General features: G+C 68.7%; 24 protein-coding genes. 3 read left to right on the top strand and 21 right to left on the bottom strand.

The window, feature by feature from the left end; translation table 11 throughout:
* Positions 1-8: 8 nt before the first annotated feature.
* The 19 genes from G369_RS38840 to G369_RS0131210 all read right to left on the bottom strand — a co-directional run bounded on the left by G369_RS38840 (position 9) and on the right by G369_RS0131210 (position 15,561).
* Entirely contained in the window at positions 9-275 is a 267-nt protein-coding gene (locus G369_RS38840) for a hypothetical protein (RefSeq protein ID WP_157773833.1), read from the bottom strand.
* A 38-nt stretch (positions 276-313) separates the two neighbouring features.
* Positions 314-517, bottom strand: a complete 204-nt coding sequence (locus G369_RS0131125) for a hypothetical protein (protein WP_026346788.1) — start codon at positions 515-517, stop codon at positions 314-316.
* Positions 518-719: 202 nt separating this feature from the next.
* On the bottom strand, positions 720-1,709 hold the full coding sequence (locus G369_RS0131130) for a 2-dehydropantoate 2-reductase (RefSeq protein WP_019657993.1): 990 nt from the start codon (positions 1,707-1,709) through the stop codon (positions 720-722).
* Between the two features lie 18 nt (positions 1,710-1,727).
* Positions 1,728-2,528, bottom strand: coding sequence for a class II aldolase/adducin family protein (locus G369_RS0131135; protein WP_019657994.1), 801 nt, complete (start codon positions 2,526-2,528; stop codon positions 1,728-1,730).
* 145 nt (positions 2,529-2,673) lie between these two features.
* Positions 2,674-3,669 (bottom strand): Bug family tripartite tricarboxylate transporter substrate binding protein, encoded by a 996-nt coding sequence (locus G369_RS0131140; RefSeq protein WP_019657995.1) that lies wholly within the window; start codon positions 3,667-3,669, stop codon positions 2,674-2,676.
* Positions 3,670-3,706: 37 nt separating this feature from the next.
* Positions 3,707-5,464: a dihydroxy-acid dehydratase gene (ilvD, locus tag G369_RS0131145; RefSeq protein WP_019657996.1), complete on the bottom strand. Its 1,758-nt coding sequence runs from the start codon at positions 5,462-5,464 to the stop codon at positions 3,707-3,709.
* Between the two features lie 44 nt (positions 5,465-5,508).
* Positions 5,509-5,979, bottom strand: a complete 471-nt coding sequence (locus G369_RS0131150) for a nuclear transport factor 2 family protein (protein WP_019657997.1) — start codon at positions 5,977-5,979, stop codon at positions 5,509-5,511.
* Between the two features lie 38 nt (positions 5,980-6,017).
* On the bottom strand, positions 6,018-6,839 hold the full coding sequence (gene hpaI / locus G369_RS0131155; protein ID WP_019657998.1) for a 4-hydroxy-2-oxoheptanedioate aldolase: 822 nt from the start codon (positions 6,837-6,839) through the stop codon (positions 6,018-6,020).
* A 134-nt stretch (positions 6,840-6,973) separates the two neighbouring features.
* Entirely contained in the window at positions 6,974-7,777 is an 804-nt protein-coding gene (gene hpaH / locus G369_RS0131160; protein ID WP_019657999.1) for a 2-oxo-hept-4-ene-1,7-dioate hydratase, read from the bottom strand.
* A gap of 24 nt (positions 7,778-7,801) precedes the next feature.
* Entirely contained in the window at positions 7,802-8,209 is a 408-nt protein-coding gene (locus G369_RS0131165) for a 5-carboxymethyl-2-hydroxymuconate Delta-isomerase (RefSeq protein ID WP_019658000.1), read from the bottom strand.
* Positions 8,210-8,225: 16 nt separating this feature from the next.
* Positions 8,226-9,053, bottom strand: coding sequence for a DODA-type extradiol aromatic ring-opening family dioxygenase (locus G369_RS0131170; RefSeq protein ID WP_019658001.1), 828 nt, complete (start codon positions 9,051-9,053; stop codon positions 8,226-8,228).
* A gap of 85 nt (positions 9,054-9,138) precedes the next feature.
* Positions 9,139-9,474, bottom strand: a complete 336-nt coding sequence (locus tag G369_RS0131175) for an aromatic ring-opening dioxygenase subunit LigA (RefSeq protein ID WP_019658002.1) — start codon at positions 9,472-9,474, stop codon at positions 9,139-9,141.
* A gap of 3 nt (positions 9,475-9,477) precedes the next feature.
* Entirely contained in the window at positions 9,478-10,446 is a 969-nt protein-coding gene (locus G369_RS0131180) for a tripartite tricarboxylate transporter substrate binding protein (RefSeq protein WP_019658003.1), read from the bottom strand.
* 74 nt (positions 10,447-10,520) lie between these two features.
* Positions 10,521-11,987, bottom strand: a complete 1,467-nt coding sequence (hpaE, locus tag G369_RS0131185) for a 5-carboxymethyl-2-hydroxymuconate semialdehyde dehydrogenase (RefSeq protein ID WP_019658004.1) — start codon at positions 11,985-11,987, stop codon at positions 10,521-10,523.
* A 29-nt stretch (positions 11,988-12,016) separates the two neighbouring features.
* A complete protein-coding gene (locus G369_RS0131190) occupies positions 12,017-12,997 on the bottom strand; it encodes a Bug family tripartite tricarboxylate transporter substrate binding protein (protein WP_019658005.1) in 981 nt (326 codons plus the stop codon).
* Between the two features lie 95 nt (positions 12,998-13,092).
* Positions 13,093-13,863 (bottom strand): fumarylacetoacetate hydrolase family protein, encoded by a 771-nt coding sequence (locus tag G369_RS0131195; protein WP_019658006.1) that lies wholly within the window; start codon positions 13,861-13,863, stop codon positions 13,093-13,095.
* Positions 13,860-14,498, bottom strand: a complete 639-nt coding sequence (locus tag G369_RS0131200; protein ID WP_019658007.1) for a fumarylacetoacetate hydrolase family protein — start codon at positions 14,496-14,498, stop codon at positions 13,860-13,862. Before G369_RS0131200 ends, G369_RS0131195 begins: the two co-directional genes overlap by 4 nt.
* A complete protein-coding gene (hpaR, locus tag G369_RS0131205) occupies positions 14,495-14,932 on the bottom strand; it encodes a homoprotocatechuate degradation operon regulator HpaR (RefSeq protein ID WP_019658008.1) in 438 nt (145 codons plus the stop codon). Before hpaR ends, G369_RS0131200 begins: the two co-directional genes overlap by 4 nt.
* A gap of 116 nt (positions 14,933-15,048) precedes the next feature.
* Entirely contained in the window at positions 15,049-15,561 is a 513-nt protein-coding gene (locus G369_RS0131210) for a MarR family winged helix-turn-helix transcriptional regulator (protein WP_019658009.1), read from the bottom strand.
* A 106-nt stretch (positions 15,562-15,667) separates the two neighbouring features.
* Here G369_RS0131210 and G369_RS0131215 point away from each other — a divergent pair, with 106 nt between their 5' ends.
* Positions 15,668-16,681, top strand: coding sequence for a Bug family tripartite tricarboxylate transporter substrate binding protein (locus tag G369_RS0131215; RefSeq protein ID WP_019658010.1), 1,014 nt, complete (start codon positions 15,668-15,670; stop codon positions 16,679-16,681).
* Positions 16,682-16,715: 34 nt separating this feature from the next.
* On the top strand, positions 16,716-18,107 hold the full coding sequence (radA, locus tag G369_RS0131220) for a DNA repair protein RadA (RefSeq protein ID WP_019658011.1): 1,392 nt from the start codon (positions 16,716-16,718) through the stop codon (positions 18,105-18,107).
* 52 nt (positions 18,108-18,159) lie between these two features.
* Here the strand turns inward: radA and G369_RS0131225 are convergent, their stop codons facing one another.
* Complete coding sequence (locus G369_RS0131225; protein ID WP_019658012.1) at positions 18,160-18,615, bottom strand: hypothetical protein; 456 nt, start codon at positions 18,613-18,615, stop codon at positions 18,160-18,162.
* A 150-nt stretch (positions 18,616-18,765) separates the two neighbouring features.
* On the opposite strand from G369_RS0131225, the gene G369_RS0131230 reads away from it, so the two are divergent.
* Entirely contained in the window at positions 18,766-19,200 is a 435-nt protein-coding gene (locus G369_RS0131230) for a hypothetical protein (protein ID WP_019658013.1), read from the top strand.
* On the opposite strand, the gene G369_RS0131235 is transcribed toward G369_RS0131230, so the two are convergent.
* A complete protein-coding gene (locus G369_RS0131235; protein ID WP_019658014.1) occupies positions 19,197-20,141 on the bottom strand; it encodes a LysR family transcriptional regulator in 945 nt (314 codons plus the stop codon). The two genes, G369_RS0131230 and G369_RS0131235, sit on opposite strands and share 4 nt — an antisense overlap.
* Between the last annotated feature and the right edge of the window lie 170 nt (positions 20,142-20,311).

Consider the following 20,311-nt stretch of genomic DNA (forward strand, 5'->3'; position numbering starts at 1 on the left):
GAGTGATTTCAGCCTAATTGGACGGCTATTTCGTGCAGGTTCGGAATTTCTTCGATGCGGACAAAACTTTCGTATTGCCTTTTGAGCTTGGTGCTTTTGGGCGCCAGGATGTGTTTCATATTTCGATCATTGAAACGTGCGTAATGGCTGTCGCGATCGAAATAAATCAGTAAAAAGAGTTCATCCGCGCCCCATGAGATGGCGCGGGGTGTACGAATCGAGGAGAAATCCGGTGCCGATCGCCGGCGAATTGAATGCGAATGTTTCTGCGCCACGGCCGTGGCGTCCAGGCCCGTTGCAGGCCCGGCTTTGTCTATTCTTCGCGATCGTCGCCCGGGTGGCCGAGCTGCTTCTTGGCGGAGCGCACGCCCCGCACCACCAGATAGAGGGCACCGCCGGCCACCACCACGAAGCCGGCCACCGCGAGGCCGCCCATGCCGAAGGCCCACCACCAGAAAAGGCCGCTGATGGGCAGCAGCACCAGCGCCACCAGCAGCTCGATGAAGATCAAACGCATCCGTCTCCCCTTGTGCTCGGACATGCATGCAGCCTTGGTGGTGTGTAATAAATCGCTACGTGCATTTTTGAGTGGCGAGAGGATAGCCCAAGAAGAAAGGCGCAGGTACAGGGTTTGCGGCCCCCGCAATCCCCACCCCCGTCTCTTTTCAGTCTGCGGGCCGAACCTGTGCGCGGCCTGACTCTGGCCGGTGGCCCGGTGCTCAGTAGAGCCCGAGCTGCCGCGTGCGCAGCCGCGCCAGTCCCAGCAGCGCGTCGGTGAACGGCGTGGCCACGGCGGTCAGCTCGCCCAGTTCGCGCACCACCGTCACCAGCGCGTCGAGCTCCACCGAGCGCCCGGCCTCCACGTCCTGCAGCATGGAAGTCTTGAAGGCGCCCAGCTTTTTGGTGATCTCGTGCCGGTCTTCCGGGCTCTGGGTGATCTCGATGCCGATGCGCCGGCCGATCTCCTTGGCCTCCAGCATCACCGCCGAGATGAAGCCGCGCACGTAGTCGTCGCCCATGATCAGGTCGGTGGTGCAGCCGGTGAGGGCGCTGATCGGGTTCACCGTCATGTTGCCCCAGAGCTTGAACCACACGTCCTTCTGGATCTGCGGCGACAGCGTGGTGTCGATGCCGGCCCTGTTGAGCAGCGCCAGCAGCTTCTGCACGCGGGGCGTGGCCTCGCCCGAGGGCTCGCCGATGATCAGCCCGTTGCCGAAGTGGTGCCGCACCACGCCCGGCGCGTCGAGCGAGCAGCTCGCGTGCACCACGCAGCCGACCACGTTGCGCGAGGGAATGGCGCGCGCGATGGCGCCTTCGGGGTCCACCGCCGCGAGCCGGTGGCCGCTGATCGGGCCGCCGAAGCCGCCTTCCAGGAACCACCACGGCACGCCGTTCATCGCCACCAGCACGATGGTGTCGGCGCCGATCAGCGGCCCGATGCGCTCCGCGACGCCGGCCAGCGCCGGCGCCTTCACCGCGATGACCACCAGGTCCTGCACGCCGAGCGACTCCGGGTCGGCCACCGCGTTGACCGGCACGCGCGTGCGCACCTCTCCACCCGTGCTGCCGCGCATCAGCGACAGGCCGTCGCGTTGCAGCGCCTCGAGCGTGGCGCCGCGCGCCACCACATTCAGCCGTTCGCCCGCCTGGGCGAGGCCGACGCCGATCCATCCGCCGATCGCGCCGGCGCCGTAAATGCAGATCTTCATGAGCTCGGTCGCTTCGGTTCAGTTGCGGTACGAGGCGTCGATGCGGTCCACCTGCCGCACCAGCGCGTTGAAAACGTCCTGGCCCGCGCCGTGCTCGGGGCTGAACTGCAGCGCGTCGCGCGTGCAGCGCCGCGCGATCTCCTCGCTCACCGGAATGGCCTGGCCCATGGAGAAGGTCGCCATCTGGATCTCGCAGGCGCGCTGCAGCGTCCACAGGATCGCGAAGGTCTGCGGCAGCGTCTGCCCCCAGGCCAGCAGGCCATGGTTGCGAAGGATCACCGCGTTGCGGTCGCCGATGCTCTTCAGGAGGCGCGGGCCTTCGTCGGCATGGATCGTGATGCCCTCGAAGTCGTGGTACGCCACCATGTCGTGCAGCTGCGCCGTATAGAAATTGGTCTGCTGCAGGCCGCCCTGCAGGCAGGCCACGGCCACGCCGGCCGTGGTGTGCGTGTGCATCACGCAGTGCGCGCCCTCCAGCCCGTCATGGATGGCCGCATGCACCGTGAAGCCGGCCGGGTTCACCGGGTACGACGAACCGTCGAGCACCTTGCCCTGCAGGTCGATCTTCACCAGGTTGCTGGCCGTGACCTCGCTGTAGTGCAGGCCGAAGGGGTTGATGAGGAACTGCTTCTCGCCGCCGGTCACGCTGTCGGGCAGCCGCACCGTGATGTGGTTGTAGATCATCTCGGTCCAGCCCAGCATCGCGAACACGCGATAGCAGGCCGCGAGCTGTTCGCGCGCGGCGCGCTCGTCCGGATGGATCGAGGGATGGACAAGCGCAGACGTGGAAGACGGCGCGGCGGTGGCGATTGCGTTCATGGCAGTTCCTTCTATCTGGATGGCTCGCCCACCGCGTCGGCCTCTGCCCTTAAGAAGGAACACCGCGGAACCGGCTTTGCCGGGCCGCCGGTGTTGTCCCTCGAGGGGGATTCGGCTACACGAAGTGAGCAAGAAACGGGGTGGTCTAGCCCTCCGCGGTGAAGCCGACCTCTTTCACGATCGGCCCCCACTTGGCGGTGTCCTTCTTCAGCAGTTCGGTCAGCTCGGCCGGGGTGGAGGACATCGCCTCCAGCCCGAAGGTGCCGAGGCCGTCGATCACGTCCTTCTGCACGAGCGCGTTCTTCATCGCCGCGTTCAGCTTCGCCACCAGTTCGGGCGAGGCCTTGGCCGGCAGGAAGAAGGCGAACCATTCGCTGTGCGCCATGTCCTTCAGGCCCTGTTCGCCGAAGGTGGGCACCTCGGGAGCGAAGCGGCTGCGCTTGGCGCCGGACACGCCCAGGATGCGCACCTTGCCCGTGGGCAGGTGCTGCGTGATGTCGCCGATGGGGCCCGAGACCGCCGAGATGTTGCCGCCCAGCAGGTCGAGCATGGCCGGCTGCGTGCCGCGGTAGGCAGCGTGCTTGAGTTCCACGCCGCCCTTCTTGCCCAGCAGCGCACCGATGAAGTGCGGCGTGGAGCCCGCGGCCGGCGAGCCGTAGTTGGCACCGGCCGGGTTCGCCTTGGCCCAGGCCAGGAACTCGGGCACGGTCTTCACGCTGGCCGGCACCGCCGGGCCCACCGCGAAGCCGAAGTCGAAGATGCACGCCAGGCTCACCGGCGTGATGTCGACCATCGGGTCGTACGGCAGCTTCTTGTAGATGTGCGGGTAGATCGTGAGGATCGAGGTCGGCGTCTGCAGGATGGTGCTGCCGTCGGCCGGGCGGCCCTTGACGTAGCCCACGGCGATCTGCCCGCCTGCGCCGGTGCGGTTGTCGACGACCACGGTCTTCGCGTAGTCGCCGCCGAGCTTGGTCGCCAGGCGGCGGCAGGTGGTGTCGGAGGTGCCGCCGGCCGCGAAGCCGGTGACGATGGTGGCGGTCTCGAGGTTGGTCGTCGCCTGCGCGAAGACGTTCTGGCCGAGGCTGGCGATCAGGGCGGATGCGCTGGTGGTCTGCAGGATCTGGCGGCGCGTGAAGCTCATGGTGTCTCTCTCCGGACGGTGGTTGTGGAGGGGTCGATCAAGACTCGTCGCGCAGCCAGGTGACCGCGCCCGAGTGGGTCACGGCGCCCTGGTGGGCAGGGCGCACGGTGAGCGCGTATTTTTCCAGCAGGCCGCCTCGCGCGACCCCCGCGTTTACCTCACGTCCGGCAAGCCGCGACGCGATTTCCTCGGCCGTCAGGTCGACCGTGATCGAGCGCGCCTGCGCGCGCGCGTCGATGGACACCATGTCGCCGTCGCGCAGCGCCGCGATCGGGCCGCCGTCCGCCGCCTCGGGCCCGGCGTAGCCGATGCACAGGCCGCGCGTCGCGCCGGAGAAGCGCCCGTCGGTCAGCAGCGCCACCTTGTCGCCCATGCCCTGACCGTAGAGCAGGGCGGTGATGCCCAGCATCTCGCGCATGCCCGGGCTGCCCTTGGGCCCTTCGTTGCGGATCACGATCACGTCGCCCGCCTCGTAGCGGCGGTTCTGCACGGCGGCCTGCGCCTCTTCCTCGGAATTGAAGACCCGCGCCGGGCCGCGGTGCACCAGCGTCTTCAGCCCGGCCGTCTTCAGCAGCGCGCCGTCGGGGCACAGGTTGCCCTTGAGCACCGCCAGCCCGCCGTCGCGCGTGATCGGGTTGCCCGCCTCGCGCACCACGCGGCCGTCCGGAGCCAGCGCGCCGGCCAGTTCCTCTGCCATCGTGCGGCCGGTGAAGGTGAGCGCGTCGCCGTGCAGGAAGCCCTGCTCCAGCAGGGTGCGCAGGATCACGCCCGCGCCGCCGATGTAGAACACGTCGCGCGCCAGGTACTTGCCGCCCGGGCGCAGGTCGGCGACGAGCGGGGTGCGGGCAAAGATCTCGGCCACGTCGTCGAGGTGGAACCTGATGCCCGCCTCGTGCGCGATGGCCGGCAGGTGCAGCGCCGCGTTGGTCGAGCCGCCCGTGGCCGACACGATGGCGCAGGCGTTCTCCAGCGCCTTGCGCGTGACGATGTCGCGCGGCAGCGGGCCGTCGCCCATGACCGCCTTCATGAGCTGCTTCGCGGCGCGGCGCATCAGCGGCGCGCGTTCGCTGAACACGGCGGGCACCATGCTGGAGCCGATCGGCGCCAGGCCCAGCGCCTCCGACACCATGCCCATGGTGTTGGCCGTGAACTGCCCCGCGCAGGCGCCGGCCGTGGGCAGGCAGGCGCGGCTCATGGCGTCGAGCTCGTCGTGCGTCGCGGTGCCGGCCAGCACCTTGCCGATGGTCTCGTAGGTGTCGACCACGTTGAGGTCCTGCCCGTCGGGGCCCGGCATCTGGCCCGGCAGCGCCGAGCCGCCGTGCACGAACACGCTGGGCACGTTGCAGCGGACCATGCCCATCATCAGCCCCGGCAGGTTCTTGTCGCAGGCGCCGATGGCGAAGATGCCGTCCCACTGGTGGCCCCGCGTGGAGGCTTCCACGCTGTCGGCGATGAGCTCGCGCGAGATCAGCGAGAAGCGCATGCCCGAGTGCGCCATCGTCAGCCCGTCGCTGATCGACACCACCGGGCACTCGTGGGGCGTGCCGCCGCCGGCGTAGATGCCGGTCTTGGCGTGCTGCGCCTGCTCGCGCAGGTTGAGGTTGCACGGGCTCATCTCGCCGCCGGTGTGGAACACGCCGACGTGCGGGCGCGCGATGTCCTCGTCGTCCTGGCCCAGCGCGTGCAGGAAGCTGCGCGTGGTCGCGCGGATCGTGCCCTCGCGGATGGTGGCGGAGCGGAAGCGCCTGCTGCTGTCGTTGCTGCGGCTGTCGTTCGTGTCGTCGGGCTTGGTCATCGGGCTGGCGTCGGCTGGCGGGTTGTATTGCGCAAGGAGGGCGGTCAGAACATGCCGTTCCTGTTCGCGGCGGTCTCGGGCACGGGCTGCACCACGTCCCAGTGTTCGACGATCTTCCCGTTCTCGAGCTTGAAGATGTCGACGATGGCGCTGCCGCGCGTGCCCGGCTCGCGGATCGCGTTGACGTGCAGGATCACGTAGTCGCCGTCGACGAAGCTGCGCTTGATCTCGCTCCTGGAGTTCGGGAACTTCTCGCGCAGGAAGGCGATGAACTTGCGGAAGCCCTCGGGGCCGTCGGCCGCCGTGGGGTTGTGCTGCACGTAGCGGTTGCCCACGTACTGCAGGGCCGCGTCGGCGTCCTTCTGGTTCAGGCCCTTCTCGTAGAAGGCGAGCACCGCCTGGCGGTTCGCCTCCTGCTGGGCGGTGGTTCCGGGCTTGCCGCCGCCCATGGGCGCGCAGGCGGCGAGGAACAGGGTGGCGGCCGCGGCCGTTGCGGCGAGGGTGGTGCGTTGCATTGCAGGTGCTCCCATGTGAAGAAGATCGGTGGCCGTTGTCAGTAGCCGTTGGGTGAGGCCGCGCCGGGCGCCGCCTTGTACCTGGCCAGCAGCTGCTTCGCCGCCGCCGCCAGCACGATGGTGTCCACGCCGACCGCCACGAACAGCGCGCCGGCCGCGAGCCACTTGCGCGCCTGCTCCTCGGTGGTCGAGAGGATGCCCGGCGCCTTGCCCGCCTTGAGGATGCGCGCGATCGCATCGGCGATCACCGCCTGCACCTCCGGGTGGTTGGGCTGGCCCACGAAGCCCATCGAGGCCGACAGGTCGGCCGGGCCGATGAACACGCCGTCCACGCCCGGCGTGGCCGCGATGGCGTCGAGGTTCTTCATCGCCTCCACCGTCTCGGCCTGCACCAGCAGGCAGGTCTGCGCATTGGCCTCGTGCAGGTAGTTGGGGTAGGCCTGCCAGCGCGAGGCGCGGGCGAGCGCGCTGCCCATGCCGCGGATGCCCTCGGGCGGGTAGCGCATGCCCTGCACCAGGCGCGCGGCCTGCTCCGCGGTGTCGACCATCGGCACCAGCAGCGTCTGCGCGCCGATGTCGAGGTACTGCTTGATCAGCGTGGTGTCGCCCACCGGGATGCGCACGATGGGATGCGAGCGGTCGGCCTCGGCCTGCGCCGACCACGCGCTGGAAATGCCCTGCAGCTGCGCGAGCACCGAGCGCACGTCGTTGGGCGCGTGCTCGCCGTCGACCAGCAGCCAGTCGTAGCCGGTGCCGGCCAGGATCTCGGCCGCGTAGCCGTCGGCCAGCCCGACCCACAGGCCGATCTGGGGCTTGCCGGCCGCGAGGGCCTGCTTGAAGGTGTTGATGGGTGTGTGCATGTTCAGTCCTGGGAGGGAAAGGGGGTGTCTCTATTCGTGGAACACCGGGGAACCGGCTTTGCCGGGCCGCAGGTGTTGCCCCCGGTAGGGGGGTGGCGAAGCGACACGAAGTGCGCGAAGCCTGGGGGCGAGCTTCATACAAGGCGGAATGAGATGGAGCCGAGCGGGCCGTAGTCGGCGTGGAAAGTGTCGCCGGGCACGGCCGTCGTGGGCCGCGTGAACGAGCCGCCCAGCACCACTTCGCCGGCTTCCAGGCACTCGTCCCACGGTGCGAGCTTGTTCGCGAGCCAGGCCACGCCGTTGGCCGGGTGGTTGAGCACGGCGGCGGCCACGCCCGATTCCTCGATCACGCCGTTCTTGAACAGCAGCGCGCTCACCCAGCGCAGGTCCACCGCGTCGGGCTTCACCGGCCGCCCGCCCATCACGATGCCGGCGTTGGCCGCGTTGTCGGAGATGGTGTCGAACACCTTGCGCGGCGCCTTGGTGTGGCGGTCGAACTGCTCGATGCGCGCGTCGATGATCTCGATGGCGGGCACCACGTAGTCGGTGGCGGCCAGCACGTCGAACATCGTCACGTTCGGGCCCTGCAGCTTCCTGCCCAGAACGAACGCCAGCTCCACCTCGATGCGCGGCGCGATGAAGCGCTTGAACGGGATGTCGCCGCCCTGCTCGAAGAACATGTCGTCCAGCAGCGTGCCGTAGTCGGGCTCGTCGATCTGGCTGGACTGCTGCATCGCGCGCGAGGTCAGGCCGATCTTGTGGCCCTTGACGGTGCGGCCCTCGGCGATCTTGGCCTTCACCCATTCGCGCGAGATGGCGTAGCCGTCCTCGATGGTCATCTCGGGAAAGCGCTTGGAGAAGTGCTCGACCTGCACGCGCGACTTCTCGCTTTCGTGCAGCTCGGCGGCCAGTTGGGCGATGGTGGCTTGGGAGAGCATGTGGGTCCGTTCTTTTCCTGTCGTTCAGCTCTTGTTGAACAGCGGATGCAGGTTGCTGTGCTTGCCGTCGTACACCTGTCCGGGGCTTTCGTCGATCTGCAGCGTGATGCCGATGTGGCGTTTTTCGAAGATCGGCGCGAAGTGCGCGCGCACGGCCGCCAGCAGGTCGTCGCCGGCCTTCTTCTTCACCGCCTCGGAGCGGCCCGCGGCCATGCGCAGGTTGAGGTAGACGAAGGCGTAGTCCGCCTTGCCGTCGGCCACTGCAAAGTGCGCTGCCGGGTAGGCCAGCACGCGCGTGCCGCCGGTGGGGTACACCGCCTTGCCTGCTTCGTCGCGCTGCGCGAGCATGGTGTCGGCCAGCGTGCGGCACAGGGCCGACATGTCGGTCTCGGCCTCGATGTTCGGCGTGTAGAGGATCACCAGGTGGGGCATCGTCGCTTCCTCCGGTTCATTCGACCGACATCGTCGCGGCCGTGCAGGTCACCGCGAAGATCGGGATCGCCTTCATGTGGAAGATCTCGCCCTTGCCGCGCGCGGCGGCCGCCACGCTGATGAAGGTGCGGATCTCGAAGCCGCCCTGGCCCGCTTCGCGGTAGGTGGCCTCGTCGCCGTAGTCGTCCTGCGAGAGCAGCGCCTCGCGGTCGTTGGCGCACCAGCGGCGCATGAACTCGGCGTCCCACTCGGCGTTGACCTTGCCCGAGTCGGGCGTGGCCGGCCAGTGCGAGATGCCGCCCGTGCCCACCAGCGCGATGCGCTCGGGCAGCTTGTCGCAGGCGCGGCGCAGCGCCTCGCCGAAGGCCCACGCGCGGTGCAGCGGCGTGAGCGGCGGGCCCTGGCAGTTGATGTTCACGGGAATGACCTTGGTGTCGAACGCAGGCGTGAGGAAATTCAGCGGCACCATGATGCCGTGGTCGAACTTCCACTCCTCCGCGTAGGCCACGTCCACCGTCTGCATCACCTCGCGGATCAGCCGCTGCGACAGCGCGGCGTCGCCGGGGATGCGGTGCTTCTCGATGCCCAGCCACTTCGGGTCTTCGATCGGGCCTTCGTAGCTGTCGGCCATGCCGATCGCGTAGGCCGGCATGTTGTTCATGAAGAAGTTCGCGAAGTGCTCGGCGGCGATCACGATCACCGCGTCGGGCTTCGTCGCGCGCATCGCCTCGCCGAAGCGATGGAACTGCGCGTGGAACTCGTCCTTCACGGCCCGGTCGGCAAGATGCGCGCGGCCGGTGATGCCGGGGGCGTGGCTGCACACGCCTGCGAATACGAGGCTCATATCGATGCCCGCCCGGCCGCCCGAAGGGCATCGAGCGCCCCCTCGGGGGGCAGCGAACCACACGAAGTGGGGAGCGTGGGGGTCTTCATATTCCTGCCACCTTTTCGTCCGTGCCCGTTGTCATTGCGTAGATGCCCGCGCGCACCGGGCCGTACTTGCGCACGCCCTCGCGCATGGCCTCGAGGTAGTCGGCCCACGGAATGCCCAGCAGCGGCGCGAAGTGCATCAGCAGCTGGCCGTTGCAGCCGAGCACGTAGAGCTTGCCGATGTCGCCGGTGTCGATGGCCTCGCGTTCCTCCTCGGTGAAGTCGTAGGCGCCCAGCAGTGCCGCGCGCGTCTCGCCGCCCTCGGCATAGCGGCGCTGCACCTCGGGCTCGCGGTTGAGCGCGAAGAGGAATTTCTGCATCGCATAGAGGCTCATGGTTCAGCCTTCGATCTGGATGTTGGCCTTGCGGATCACCTCGGCGTACTTCGCGATCTCGCTCTGGATGAAGGCCGCGAAGCGCTCCGGCGTGCCCGACAGCGACGCGATGCCGCCCTTCTGGAAGGCATCGGCCATTGCAGGGCCCGCGAGCGCGCGGTTCACCTCGGCGTTCATGCGCTGCACGACGGCGTCGGGCGTGCCGGCGGGCGCCAGCAGTCCGTTCCACGAATTGGACTCGATGGCCACGCCCTGTTCGGCCAGTGTGGGTATGGACGGTGCGTACTGCGAGCGCTGGGCGGTCGCCATGCCCAGCGCCACCAGCTTGCCGCTCTGGATGTGGCCGCGGAACTCGGGCCAGTTGCCGAACATCATCGTCACCTGGCCGCCGAGCAGGTCGGTGAGCGCCGGGCCCTGGCCCTTGTAGGGCACGTGCACGATGTCCAGCCCCATCTGCAGCCTGAGCATCTCGCCCGAGAGATGGGCCGAGGTGCCGTTGCCGAAGGAAGCGAAGCTCAGCGTGCCGGGCTTCGCCTTGGCGGCGTTGCGCAGGTCGGCCAGCGTCTTCAGGCCGTTGCCCGGATGCGTGGCCAGCACGTGCTCGGACATGCCCATGAGCGCGACCGGGCGCAGGTCCTTCTGCGTGTCGTAGGGCAGCTTGCGGATCAGCGTCTGGTTGGCCGTGAAGCTGTTGGCCACGCAGACGAAGGTGTAGCCGTCGGGCGCAGCCTTGGCCGCGGCGTCGACGCCGATCACCGTGCCCGCGCCGGGCTTGTTGTCGACGACCACCGGCTGGCCCAGCGTCTTCGACAGCTCCGTGCCGACGAGGCGTGCGACGAAGTCGGTGGTGCCGCCGGGTGTGAAGGGCACGATCACGCGGATCGGCTTGGCGGGCCATGTGCCCTGCGCGCGTGCGAGCGAGGGCAGGGCCGCGAGGGCGGCCGCGCCTTGCAGCAGCGTGCGGCGTTGCATGCTCACGCCACGCCCTTGCACGACTGTCGGATCGTGACTCACGCCACGCCTCTGCACGGCTGTTGGATCGTGGCTCACGCCACGCCCCAGTGCGGAATGTGATGCGAGCCCAGCGACACCGCCACGTTCTTCGGCTCGCAGAACACTTCGTAGCTCCAGGTGCCGCCTTCGCGGCCGGTGCCCGAGGCCTTGGTGCCGCCGAAGGGCTGGCGCAGGTCGCGTACGTTCTGGCTGTTGACGAAGCACATGCCGGCTTCCACGGCGGCGGCCACGCGGTGCGCCTTGCCGATGTTCTCGGTCCACACGTAGCTGGAGAGGCCGTACTGGATGTCGTTGGCCAGCTCGATGGCGTGCGCCTCGTCCTTGAACGGAATGAGGCAGGCGACGGGTCCGAAGATCTCGTCCTGTGCGATCTTCATGCGGTTGTCCACGTCGGCGAAGACGGTGGGCACCACGTAGTTGCCCTTCTTCACGCGGTCGGGCAGGTTCGACGGGGCTTCCAGCCCGCCGCACAGCAGCGTCGCGCCTTCCTTCGGGCCCAGCTCGATGTAGCTGCGCACCTTGGCCAGGTGGGCCTGCGAGATCATCGGGCCGACGATGGTCTTCTCGTCCAGCGGATCGCCCACCGTGATGCGCTTCGCGCGCTCCGCGAACTTCGCGGCGAAGTCGGCGTAGATCGACTGTTGCACCAGGATGCGCGAGCCGGCCGTGCAGCGCTCGCCGTTGTTGCTGAAGATCATGAACACGGCCGCATCGAGCGCGCGGTCGAGGTCGGCGTCCTCGAAGATCACGAAGGGGCTCTTGCCGCCGAGCTCCATGCTGAACTTCTTCAGGCCCGCGCTCTTCACGATGCGGTTGCCGGTGGCCGTGGAGCCGGTGAACGAGATGGCGCGCACGTCGGGGTGGCTCACCAGCGGCTCTCCGGCTTCCTTGCCGTAGCCGTGCACCAGGTTCAGCACGCCGGGCGGAATGCCGGCCTCCAGTGCCAGTTCTCCGAGGCGCGCGGCCGTCAGCGGCGAGAGCTCGCTCATCTTCAGCACGGCCGTGTTGCCGAAGGCCAGGCAGGGCGCGACCTTCCAGGTGGCCGTCATGAAGGGCACGTTCCACGGGCTGATGAGCGCGCACACGCCCACCGGATGGAACAGCGTGTAGTTCAGGTGCGTGGGCGTGGGGTAGGTGTGGCCGTCCACGCGCGTGCACATCTCGGCGAAGTAGTAGAAGTTGTCGGCCGCGCGCGGCACCAGCTGCTTGCCGGTCTGCGCGATGACCTGGCCGCAGTCGTTGGTCTCGGTCTGCGCGATCTCGGGCACGTTCTTCGCAATGAGGTCGCCGAGCTTGCGGATGAGCTTCGCGCGCTCGGGCGCGGGCATGCCGGCCCACTTGGGAAAGGCTTCCTTCGCGGCGGCCACCGCGGCGTTGACCTCGGCTTCGCCGCCCGAGGCGACTTCGGCCAGCACTTCCTGCGTGGCGGGGTTGACGGTCTCGAAGTAGTCCGAGCCCTTGACGGACTTGCCGCCGATGAGATGGTCGATCTGTTGCATGGAAAAGGTCCAAAAAGGGTCCGGATCTGTCAGTCCAGTTTGATGTCGCGCGCCTTGATGAGGGCGTGCCACTTCTTGCGCTCCGAATCGGCGTAGCGCGTCATTTCGGCGGCTTCGGCGGGGCGTGCCTCCCAGCCGGCGTCGTAGAGCTTCTGCTTCACGCCGGCGTCGGCCATGGCCTTCTGCAGCTCGCTGCCCAGCTTCGCCTGCACTTCCTTGGGCGTGGCCGCGGGCGTCACGAGGCCCTGCCATGTGTAGGCCTCGACGTTGGCGAAGCCGAGCTCCTTGGCCGTGGGAACGTTGGGCAGCTGCGGCACGCGCTCGCCCGACATGGCCAGCAGCGGGATCACCTTGCCGGCCTTGATCGCGCTCACGCCGCTGGGCAGGTCGAGCATCATCAGCGCGACCTGGCCGCCCATCAGGTCCTGCAGGGCGGGGGCGCCGCCCTTGTAGGGCACGTGCAGCATCGATACGCCGGCCTCGCGCTGGAACAGTTCGTAGGCGAGGTGGTGCGGGCTGCCGGTGCCTGGCGTCGCGATGCTGTACTTGCCGGGCGAGGCCTTGAGCGCGGCCAGCAGCGCCTTCGCATCGGCGATGCCCGCGTTGGGCGCGGCGGTGATGACGAGCGGCGAGCGGCCCATCATCCCGACGAGCGCGAAGTCTTTCTCCGCGTCGTAGGGCAGCTTCTTGTAGAGCGCTGGGTTGTAGACCAGCACGCCGTTGTCGGCGGAGAACACGGTGTAGCCGTCGCCCGGCGAGCGCGCCACGTTCTCCGACGCGATGATCGCGCCCGCTCCCGGGCGGTTGTCCACAAGCACAGGCTGGCCCAGCTGCTGCGAGACCTGCGCGCCCACGGTGCGCGCGAGGAAGTCGGTGCCGCCGCCGGCCGGATAGCCGACCACCCAGCGCACGGGCTTGGCGGGGTAGGCGGTCTGCGCGAGGGCCACGGCCGAGACGGCCAGGGCCAGCGCGGCCGTGGTGGACTGGAGGAGCTTTCTGCCGGTGATCATGTCGTGTTGTCTCCGCTGATCTGGTTGTGGATGTGGCAATGAAAGGAAGGAGCGTCGCGGTGCGTGCCGAAGCGGCGGGCAGGTGACGCGCAAGCTCAGGCGGCCGCGATGGTGTTCACCAGCGCGCCCACGCCCTCGATCTCGGTGACGACCACGTCGCCCGGCCTGCAGTCGACCACGCCGTCGGGCGTGCCGGTGAGGATCAGGTCGCCCGGCGAGAGCGTCATGAAGCGGCTGAAGTACTCGATGAGGAAGGGCGCGTCGAAGATCATGTCGCACGTGTTGCCTTGCTGCGTGACCGTGCCGTTCACGGTGGTGCGCAGCGCGAGCGACATCGGATCGGCGATGTCGGCCGCGTCCACGAACCACGGGCCCAGCGGCGTGCAGGTGTCGCGGTTCTTCACGCGCAGGTTGGGGCGGTACCAGTTCTCCAGGTAGTCGCGGATGGCGTAGTCGTTGGCCACCGTGTAGCCGCCGATGAAGTCGTAGGCGTCCTCGCGCTTCACGTTCCTCGCGGTCCTGCCGACCACGATGGCGAGCTCGCATTCGTAGTGCATGAACCGCACGCCGGCAGGACGGTGCGTTTGCTGGCGATGGCCGATGAGCGTGCTCTGGCCCTTGACGAACACCAGCGGCTCCTCGGGCGCCTTGAACTCCAGCTCCTTGGCATGGTCGGCGTAGTTGAGGCCCAGCGCGAGGATGGTGCGCGGACGTGCGGTGGGCGCGAGCGGCGGCAGCCACACCAGCTGCTCCTGCGGCACGACGCGGCCGTCGTCCAGCCGCACCGCGGCGTCGGGACGGCCGTCGAACTCGTGGCTGGTGCCGGTGTGCTCGCGGCCTTCGAAGATGACGCGTGCGTGCTTCATGCCGTGGCTTCCTTCACCAGCGTGTTGCTCAGGGTCTCGAACCCCGGCGCGGAGATGTCGATGCGGTCGCCCGCACGTGCCAGCGGGCGGTCGGGGCCGCAGCCGAGCATCAGCACGTCGCCGTGCGCGAGCGTCATGAATTCGCCGACGTCGGCGAGCAGCTGCTGCGCCGGTCGCACGAGCTGCGAGAAGTCGAGCGACTGCTTCAGCTCGCCGTTGATGCGAACCTCGACGCGAAAGCCCGCGGGATCGGCCACTTCCTGCGCGTCGCGCAGCACGGGGCCGATGCCGAGGAAGCCGTCGACGCACTTGAACTTGACCGGCGGGCGGAAGAAGCTCGCGTGCGGGATCGACAGGTCGTTCATCAGCACGAAGCCTTCGACGTCGCCCTCGGCGCCGATCACCATGCCGATGCTCGCGCCGACTTCGACTTCAGGTACGCCGGCCGGCACCGTGATGGCGCTGCCGTGCGGGCTCCAGGTGTTGGCCGTCTTCACGTAGAGCACCGGCGCCTTCGGCGGAGCCTTGTAGGGCGGCTGCGTCATCTGCGGCGCGAGCGCCTCCACCTCCGCGCGGAAGTTGAGCAGGCTGCCGTACACCGTGCCCGTGGGCAGGAAATGGGGAGTGCTGCTCATGGCGAGGGTTGCTCCAGTGCGATGAGTTCGTCGAGCAGCCCGTAGAGCTGCGCGAGCTTGGCCTTGCCGAGGGACTTTTCCATCCAGTCGTAGTGCGCCTCGATGCTGGTTCCGAGCCGCTTCACCAGCTTCATGCCGTGCGGCGTGGCCTCGACCACGGTGCGGCGCTGGTCGGCCGGATCGCGCGAACGGGTGATGAGGTTGTCGCGCTCCATGCGCGCGAGCACGCCGGTGAGGCTGGGCCCGAGGATGAAGGCCTCGCGCGCCACGCGGCCGGTGTCGACCGCGCCGTGCTCGCCCAGCACGCGCAGCACGCGCCACTGCTGGTCGGACAGCGCGTGCTCGCGCAGGCTGGGCCGCGTGTGGGCCATCACGGCCTCGCGCGCCTGCAGCAGCAGCCGCGGCAGGTTGCGATGAGTGAATGTGGTGCTCAAGGCTTGTCTCTTCCGAAATTACTTAACATGTTAAATGAATCGTCGCGGCTTTCCTAGCCGATTGCGCGATCGATTCGCAAACCTAGGGTATGCACGGATGAGCCGTGCGGCGGGCTTCAGCGCGTGGCGGATGCCTCGCGGCGGCGCCGGTCGGCCTTGGGAAGGTCGGCCGCGGCAGCCACCATCGCCTCGCCGCGCGCGTGCAGGCGCTGCAGCATGTCGTCGAGCAGCGCCACTTCGTCGGTCCTCAGCGCGCCGAGCAGCTCGGTGTTGATCGCGCAGACCAGCGGATAGAGCTCCGCATGGAGCTTCGTGCCTCGCGCGGTGAGCCGCAGGCGCACGTGGCGGCGGTCGCCCGCGGGCTGCTCGCGCGAGACCAGGCCCTTGTCGACCAGCGAGCTCACCGCGCGCGAGGTGCGTGCCCGGTCGAGCTGCGCATGCTCGGCCAGCTGCGACGAGCCCAGCGCACCGTGCCCCGCGAGCGTGGCGATGAGGCGCCATTCGCGCCGCGTGATGCCGAAGCGGCCCTCGCACAGCCGGATCACCATGCTGCCCGCCACCGACAGGAGCCGGCTGGTGCGGTAGAGCAGCAGGTCGTCGAGCGTGCGGGGCTGCGCGTGCATCGGCATAGGGGTTTGCCCGGGCAATGATTGATTAGATGAACCAATTGTCGGCGCTCTACAGTGGCCGCGACCCATGGCGCTGCGCAGACAGCAAGCAACGGAGACAAGACAGATGACGACAGACCCGCACTCCCTGCATCTTCCAGGGCGCCGCCGCATGCTGGCCGCGCTCGGCGGCATGGCCCTCGCGCCGATGTCCGTGGCGGCGCAGGCCCAGCAGCAGACCATCCCGCGCGGCACGCCGGTGCGCGTGCTGATCGGCGTGCCCGCGGGCGGCACGCAGGACGTGCTCACGCGCGCCATCGCGCAGGAAGTGCGCGAGTCGCTCGGCCCGCTCATCGTCGACAACCGCTCGGGCGCCGCCGGGCGCATCGCGGTCGAGGCGGTGAAGACCGCCGCGCCCGACGGCCGGACGCTGCTGCTGGGTGCCGCGAGCATGATGACCATGTTCCCGAGCGCGTACAAAAACCTGAGCTACGACCCGATCAGGGACTTCCAGCCGATCATCAACGCGGCCCGCTTCGAGCTCGCGCTGGTGGTGCACAAGGACGTGCCGGCCAACACGGTGGCCGAATTCATCGCCTGGGCCAGGAAGCAGCCGGGCGGGGTGAGCTTCGCGTCGTACGGCGCAGGCACGCCCTCGCACTTCCTCGGCGAGATGCTCAACCGCGCGGCTGGGCTGTCGATGGTGCACGTGCCCTATCGCGGCTCCACGCCGGCGCGCCAGGACGTGATGGGCGGCACCGTGCCCGCCTACTTCGACACCGTGGGCGGCGCGCTGCAGATGGTGCCCGGCGGCCGCGTGAAGGTGCTCGCCACCAGCGGCGAGAAGCGCTCGCCGTTGATGCCGAACCTGCCCACCTTCGTCGAGAGCGGGTTGAAGGACGTGGTGGCGACTGCCTGGTTCGCCTATTACGCGCCGCAGAAGACGCCGAAGCCGGTGCTCGACCAGCTGCGCGCCGAGTTCACGCGCGCGGTGAACTCGCGCGAGGTGCGCCAGCAGCTGCTGCAGAACGGCATGTACCCGGTCGGTGACGGCCCCGAAGCGCTGCTGAAGACCATGCGCGAGGACACCGCGCGATGGGCGGCCATCATGAAGGCGGTGAACTTCCAGGCCAACGACTGACGATGCGCCGCGCACGGCCACCTACACTCGAAGGATGGCCAAGGACAAATCACTTTTCGTCTGCAGCGAATGCGGCGGCACCAGCCCGAAGTGGCTGGGCAAATGCCCCAGCTGCGGCGCATGGAACACGCTCGTCGAGCAGGTCGCGGGCGCGGGCAGCGGGCCCGCCAACAACCGCTTCGGCACCCAGTTCGCATCGCTCGCGGGCGCATCGGAGCTCGCGACCCTTTCGGAGATCGAGGCGACCGACGTCGCGCGCACGCCCACCGGCATCGACGAGCTCGACCGCGTGCTGGGCGGCGGCATCGTCTCGGGCGGCGTCACGCTGATCGGCGGCGACCCCGGCATCGGCAAGTCGACGCTGCTGCTGCAGGCGGTCGATGCGCTGCAGCACGCAGGGCAGAACGCGCTCTATGTCACCGGCGAGGAGAGCGGCTCGCAGGTGGCGCTGCGCTCCAGGCGGCTGGGCCTCGACCACTCGCAGGTGCAGGTGCTGGCCGAGATCCAGCTCGAGAAGATCATCGCCACGCTCGACGCCACGCGCCCGGCCATCGCGGTGATCGATTCGATCCAGACCGTGTATTCCGACCAGCTCACCTCGGCGCCCGGCTCCGTCGCGCAGGTGCGCGAATGCGCCGCGCACCTCACGCGCTTCGCCAAGACCAGCGACACGGCCGTGGTGCTGGTGGGCCACGTCACGAAGGAGGGCGCGCTCGCCGGCCCGCGCGTGCTCGAGCACATGGTCGACACGGTGCTGTACTTCGAGGGCGACACGCATTCGAGCTTCCGTCTCGTGCGCGCCATCAAGAACCGCTTCGGCGCGGTCAACGAGATCGGCGTGTTCGCCATGACCGAGCGCGGCCTGAAGGGCGTGACCAACCCGAGCGCGATCTTCCTGAGCCAGCATGCCGAGCCGGTGCCGGGCAGCGTGGTGCTCGTCACGCTGGAAGGCACGCGCCCGATGCTGGTGGAGATCCAGGCGCTGGTCGACAACGGCGGGCCCAGCCCGCGCCGCCTCTCGGTGGGCCTGGACCGCGACCGCCTCGCGATGCTGCTGGCGGTGCTGCACCGCCACGCGGGCGTGGCGTGCATGGACCAGGACGTGTTCGTGAACGCGGTGGGCGGCGTGCGCATCAGCGAGCCCGCTGCCGACCTCGCCGTGATGCTGGCCATCACCTCGAGCCTGCGCGGCAAGCCCATGCCCAAGGGCTTCATCGCATTCGGCGAAGTGGGCCTGGCCGGCGAGGTGCGCCCCGCGCCGCGCGGGCAGGAGCGCCTGCGCGAGGCCGCCAAGCTGGGCTTCAGCGTGGCGGTGGTGCCGAAGGCGAACGCGCCCAAAAAGGGCGCGAAGGAAATCGAAGGGCTGACGATCCACGCCGTGGACCGCATCGAGGAGGCGATGGACGTGGTCCGCCGCCTCGACTGAAACCGGGAAAAAATGACCCGGCGCGCGCGATGGCGCGCCGGGTCTACCCTCCCTATCCCCCGATGTGCATCGTGAACGCAGGCCCACTGTTGAGCACGCACTGGCCGCTGCCCAGCGTGGCCGAATTCATCGAATACTGGCAACTCAGGTTGCCGCCGCGGCTGCCGGTGGCGTTCGCCACACCGTTGACCCGCGAGCCGGCGACCCGGGTTGCCTCTCCCTGAAACTGTTCTCCACCGATCTGCGCGTTGAAGTGGCCGCGGCCGTTCATGTCGTTGGTCACGGTGCCGGCGACGACGCCGTAGCGCGAGGCCTCGGCATTCGACGGGTACAGCCGCGCGGCGAATGTCTGTGCGACCGGGCCCGGTGCGACGGCGTAGGCCTGCGAAGGCGGCGCTGCCGGAGCGGGTTGCCCGAGCGGCACGACGTAGCAGCCGCTGAGCGCGGCGGCCGTGAGCGTGGCGGCGAGGGTGAGACGAACGAATGTGACGGAGCGCGGAATGGTCATACGCTTTTCGGTGGCCCGGGCAGATGCCCGTGCGGCGAAATGTGCCTGCCGATGCGCCGGTGCGGATCGCTTTTGAAGCCGAGTACCGTTTTTCGCCCCTTGCGGTAGTCGGGGTGGCTACTTCGAAGGGGCACTCGAGGGGCGGCGACAATGCGCGCCATGAATTTCAAGAACTTTCTATTGCCTCTGGGCGCCATCGTCGTCATGGCGCTGGCCTGGCGCGCGGGTGGATGGGGCGGTGTCGCCCTGGCCGGCGGCGCGATCGTGATGTTCCTGCTGCTCCATTTCAACCGCGCCATGCAGGTGCTCAAGCGCGCGGCCGAGCGGCCCGTGGGCTACGTGGCCAGCGCCGTGATGCTCAACGCCAAGCTCAAGCCGGGCGTGACGCTGATGCACGTGATCGCGATGACGCGCGCCCTCGGCGAACTGCGCTCGCCCAAGGACGAACAGCCTGAGCACTACCGCTGGACCGACGGCGGCGGCTCGTATGTCGACACCGTGTTCAACGGCGGCAAGCTGCAGAGCTGGACCCTCACCCGCCCCGAGACGCCGGCCGACGACGAGGGCAGCAACACCGCGGCCTAGGCTGCGCTCCCCTTGCGTCCGGGCTGCCGCCAGGGCGGATTGGCCTTCGCCTGGTGCCGCGCCTCCTTCGCGAACTCGGCGCATGCGTGCGTCATCAGGTCGGCCGAGCGGTAGACCAGGAACACGTCGAAGTCCGGCAGCTCGTCGGTGATCGGCAGCTTCTCCAGCAGGTGCGGCTGCAGCCGCAGCGGCCCCGCCCCGTGGAACACGAAGTCCGACCACATGCTGATCAGGTCGGTCTGCGTGGCCAGCTGCAGGCCCAGCAGGTTCGAGGCGCTGTGCACCATGCGCCTGGGCATCTCCAGCCCGTGCATGTTCATCATGCTCACCAGCGGGCTGCCCGCATCGTCGATAGGGTCGAGCACCAGCCAGTCGGCGTCCACCAGCGGCTGCAGCCTGCGCACGCGCCGCAGCGGATGGCCGGCGCGCACCGACAGGTGCATGGCCACCGAGAACAGCGGCTCCCACTGGAACGCGTTGGTGCCCGGACCGTTGCAGGTGGAGACCAGCCCCAGGTCGAGCCGGCCTTCTCGCAGGCCCTCGAAGATCTGCTGCGGCCGCAGCTCGAAGCCGCGCAGAGCCACGTTCGGAAAGCGCCTGCGGAACGAGGCCATCGCATCGGGCAGCGGGCCGCTGGAGGCCACGGCGGTGAAGCCGATGTTGAGCTGCGCCTCGTCGTGTCCGCGGATCGCCTCGATGTCTTCCAGCGCATGCCGCAGCTCCTGCTCGACCACGCTCGCGCGCTTGACCAGCGCCGCGCCGTAGGCCGTGAGGCTCACGCCGCGCGTGGAGCGCGACATCAGCGTGACGCCGAGCTCGCGCTCCAGCTCCGAGATGGTCTTCGACAGCGCAGGCTGGGTGGTGTGCAGGCTGCGGGAGGCCTCGTGGATGCTGCCGTGCTGCGCCACGGCCAGCAGTACGCGCAACTGTTGCAGCTTCATCGTGGTGCGGCGCTTTCGAAAAGTGGCTTCCTGGGGCTTGTCCCGATGGCTTCGGGCGCCTGTTTATGACGGGGATGCCGTTTGGTTATCAGCATGAAAATTTGTGATTCTTCGCCGCAGCGCTTTGCCTGAATACTCCGCCGCGAACGGGCCGACGGTCGATGCGGAGG

The sequence above is a fragment of the Variovorax atrisoli 110B genome, from assembly GCF_000382045.1.
GTDB lineage: Bacteria > Pseudomonadota > Gammaproteobacteria > Burkholderiales > Burkholderiaceae_C > Variovorax > Variovorax atrisoli.

What these genes read in the sequence shown, in the direction of transcription:
- G369_RS0131125 (WP_026346788.1), bottom strand. Translation starts at nt 517, where the DNA reads ATGCGTTTGATCTTCATCGAGCTGCTGGTGGCGCTGGTGCTGCTGCCC.
- G369_RS0131130 (WP_019657993.1), bottom strand. Translation starts at nt 1,709, where the DNA reads ATGAAGATCTGCATTTACGGCGCCGGCGCGATCGGCGGATGGATCGGC.
- G369_RS0131135 (WP_019657994.1), bottom strand. Translation starts at nt 2,528, where the DNA reads ATGAACGCAATCGCCACCGCCGCGCCGTCTTCCACGTCTGCGCTTGTC.
- G369_RS0131140 (WP_019657995.1), bottom strand. Translation starts at nt 3,669, where the DNA reads ATGAGCTTCACGCGCCGCCAGATCCTGCAGACCACCAGCGCATCCGCC.
- ilvD (WP_019657996.1), bottom strand. Translation starts at nt 5,464, where the DNA reads ATGACCAAGCCCGACGACACGAACGACAGCCGCAGCAACGACAGCAGC.
- G369_RS0131150 (WP_019657997.1), bottom strand. Translation starts at nt 5,979, where the DNA reads ATGCAACGCACCACCCTCGCCGCAACGGCCGCGGCCGCCACCCTGTTC.
- hpaI (WP_019657998.1), bottom strand. Translation starts at nt 6,839, where the DNA reads ATGCACACACCCATCAACACCTTCAAGCAGGCCCTCGCGGCCGGCAAG.
- hpaH (WP_019657999.1), bottom strand. Translation starts at nt 7,777, where the DNA reads ATGCTCTCCCAAGCCACCATCGCCCAACTGGCCGCCGAGCTGCACGAA.
- G369_RS0131165 (WP_019658000.1), bottom strand. Translation starts at nt 8,209, where the DNA reads ATGCCCCACCTGGTGATCCTCTACACGCCGAACATCGAGGCCGAGACC.
- G369_RS0131170 (WP_019658001.1), bottom strand. Translation starts at nt 9,053, where the DNA reads ATGAGCCTCGTATTCGCAGGCGTGTGCAGCCACGCCCCCGGCATCACC.
- G369_RS0131175 (WP_019658002.1), bottom strand. Translation starts at nt 9,474, where the DNA reads ATGAGCCTCTATGCGATGCAGAAATTCCTCTTCGCGCTCAACCGCGAG.
- G369_RS0131180 (WP_019658003.1), bottom strand. Translation starts at nt 10,446, where the DNA reads ATGCAACGCCGCACGCTGCTGCAAGGCGCGGCCGCCCTCGCGGCCCTG.
- hpaE (WP_019658004.1), bottom strand. Translation starts at nt 11,987, where the DNA reads ATGCAACAGATCGACCATCTCATCGGCGGCAAGTCCGTCAAGGGCTCG.
- G369_RS0131190 (WP_019658005.1), bottom strand. Translation starts at nt 12,997, where the DNA reads ATGATCACCGGCAGAAAGCTCCTCCAGTCCACCACGGCCGCGCTGGCC.
- G369_RS0131195 (WP_019658006.1), bottom strand. Translation starts at nt 13,863, where the DNA reads ATGAAGCACGCACGCGTCATCTTCGAAGGCCGCGAGCACACCGGCACC.
- G369_RS0131200 (WP_019658007.1), bottom strand. Translation starts at nt 14,498, where the DNA reads ATGAGCAGCACTCCCCATTTCCTGCCCACGGGCACGGTGTACGGCAGC.
- G369_RS0131210 (WP_019658009.1), bottom strand. Translation starts at nt 15,561, where the DNA reads ATGCCGATGCACGCGCAGCCCCGCACGCTCGACGACCTGCTGCTCTAC.
- G369_RS0131215 (WP_019658010.1), top strand. Translation starts at nt 15,668, where the DNA reads ATGACGACAGACCCGCACTCCCTGCATCTTCCAGGGCGCCGCCGCATG.
- radA (WP_019658011.1), top strand. Translation starts at nt 16,716, where the DNA reads ATGGCCAAGGACAAATCACTTTTCGTCTGCAGCGAATGCGGCGGCACC.
- G369_RS0131225 (WP_019658012.1), bottom strand. Translation starts at nt 18,615, where the DNA reads ATGACCATTCCGCGCTCCGTCACATTCGTTCGTCTCACCCTCGCCGCC.
- G369_RS0131230 (WP_019658013.1), top strand. Translation starts at nt 18,766, where the DNA reads ATGCGCGCCATGAATTTCAAGAACTTTCTATTGCCTCTGGGCGCCATC.
- G369_RS0131235 (WP_019658014.1), bottom strand. Translation starts at nt 20,141, where the DNA reads ATGAAGCTGCAACAGTTGCGCGTACTGCTGGCCGTGGCGCAGCACGGC.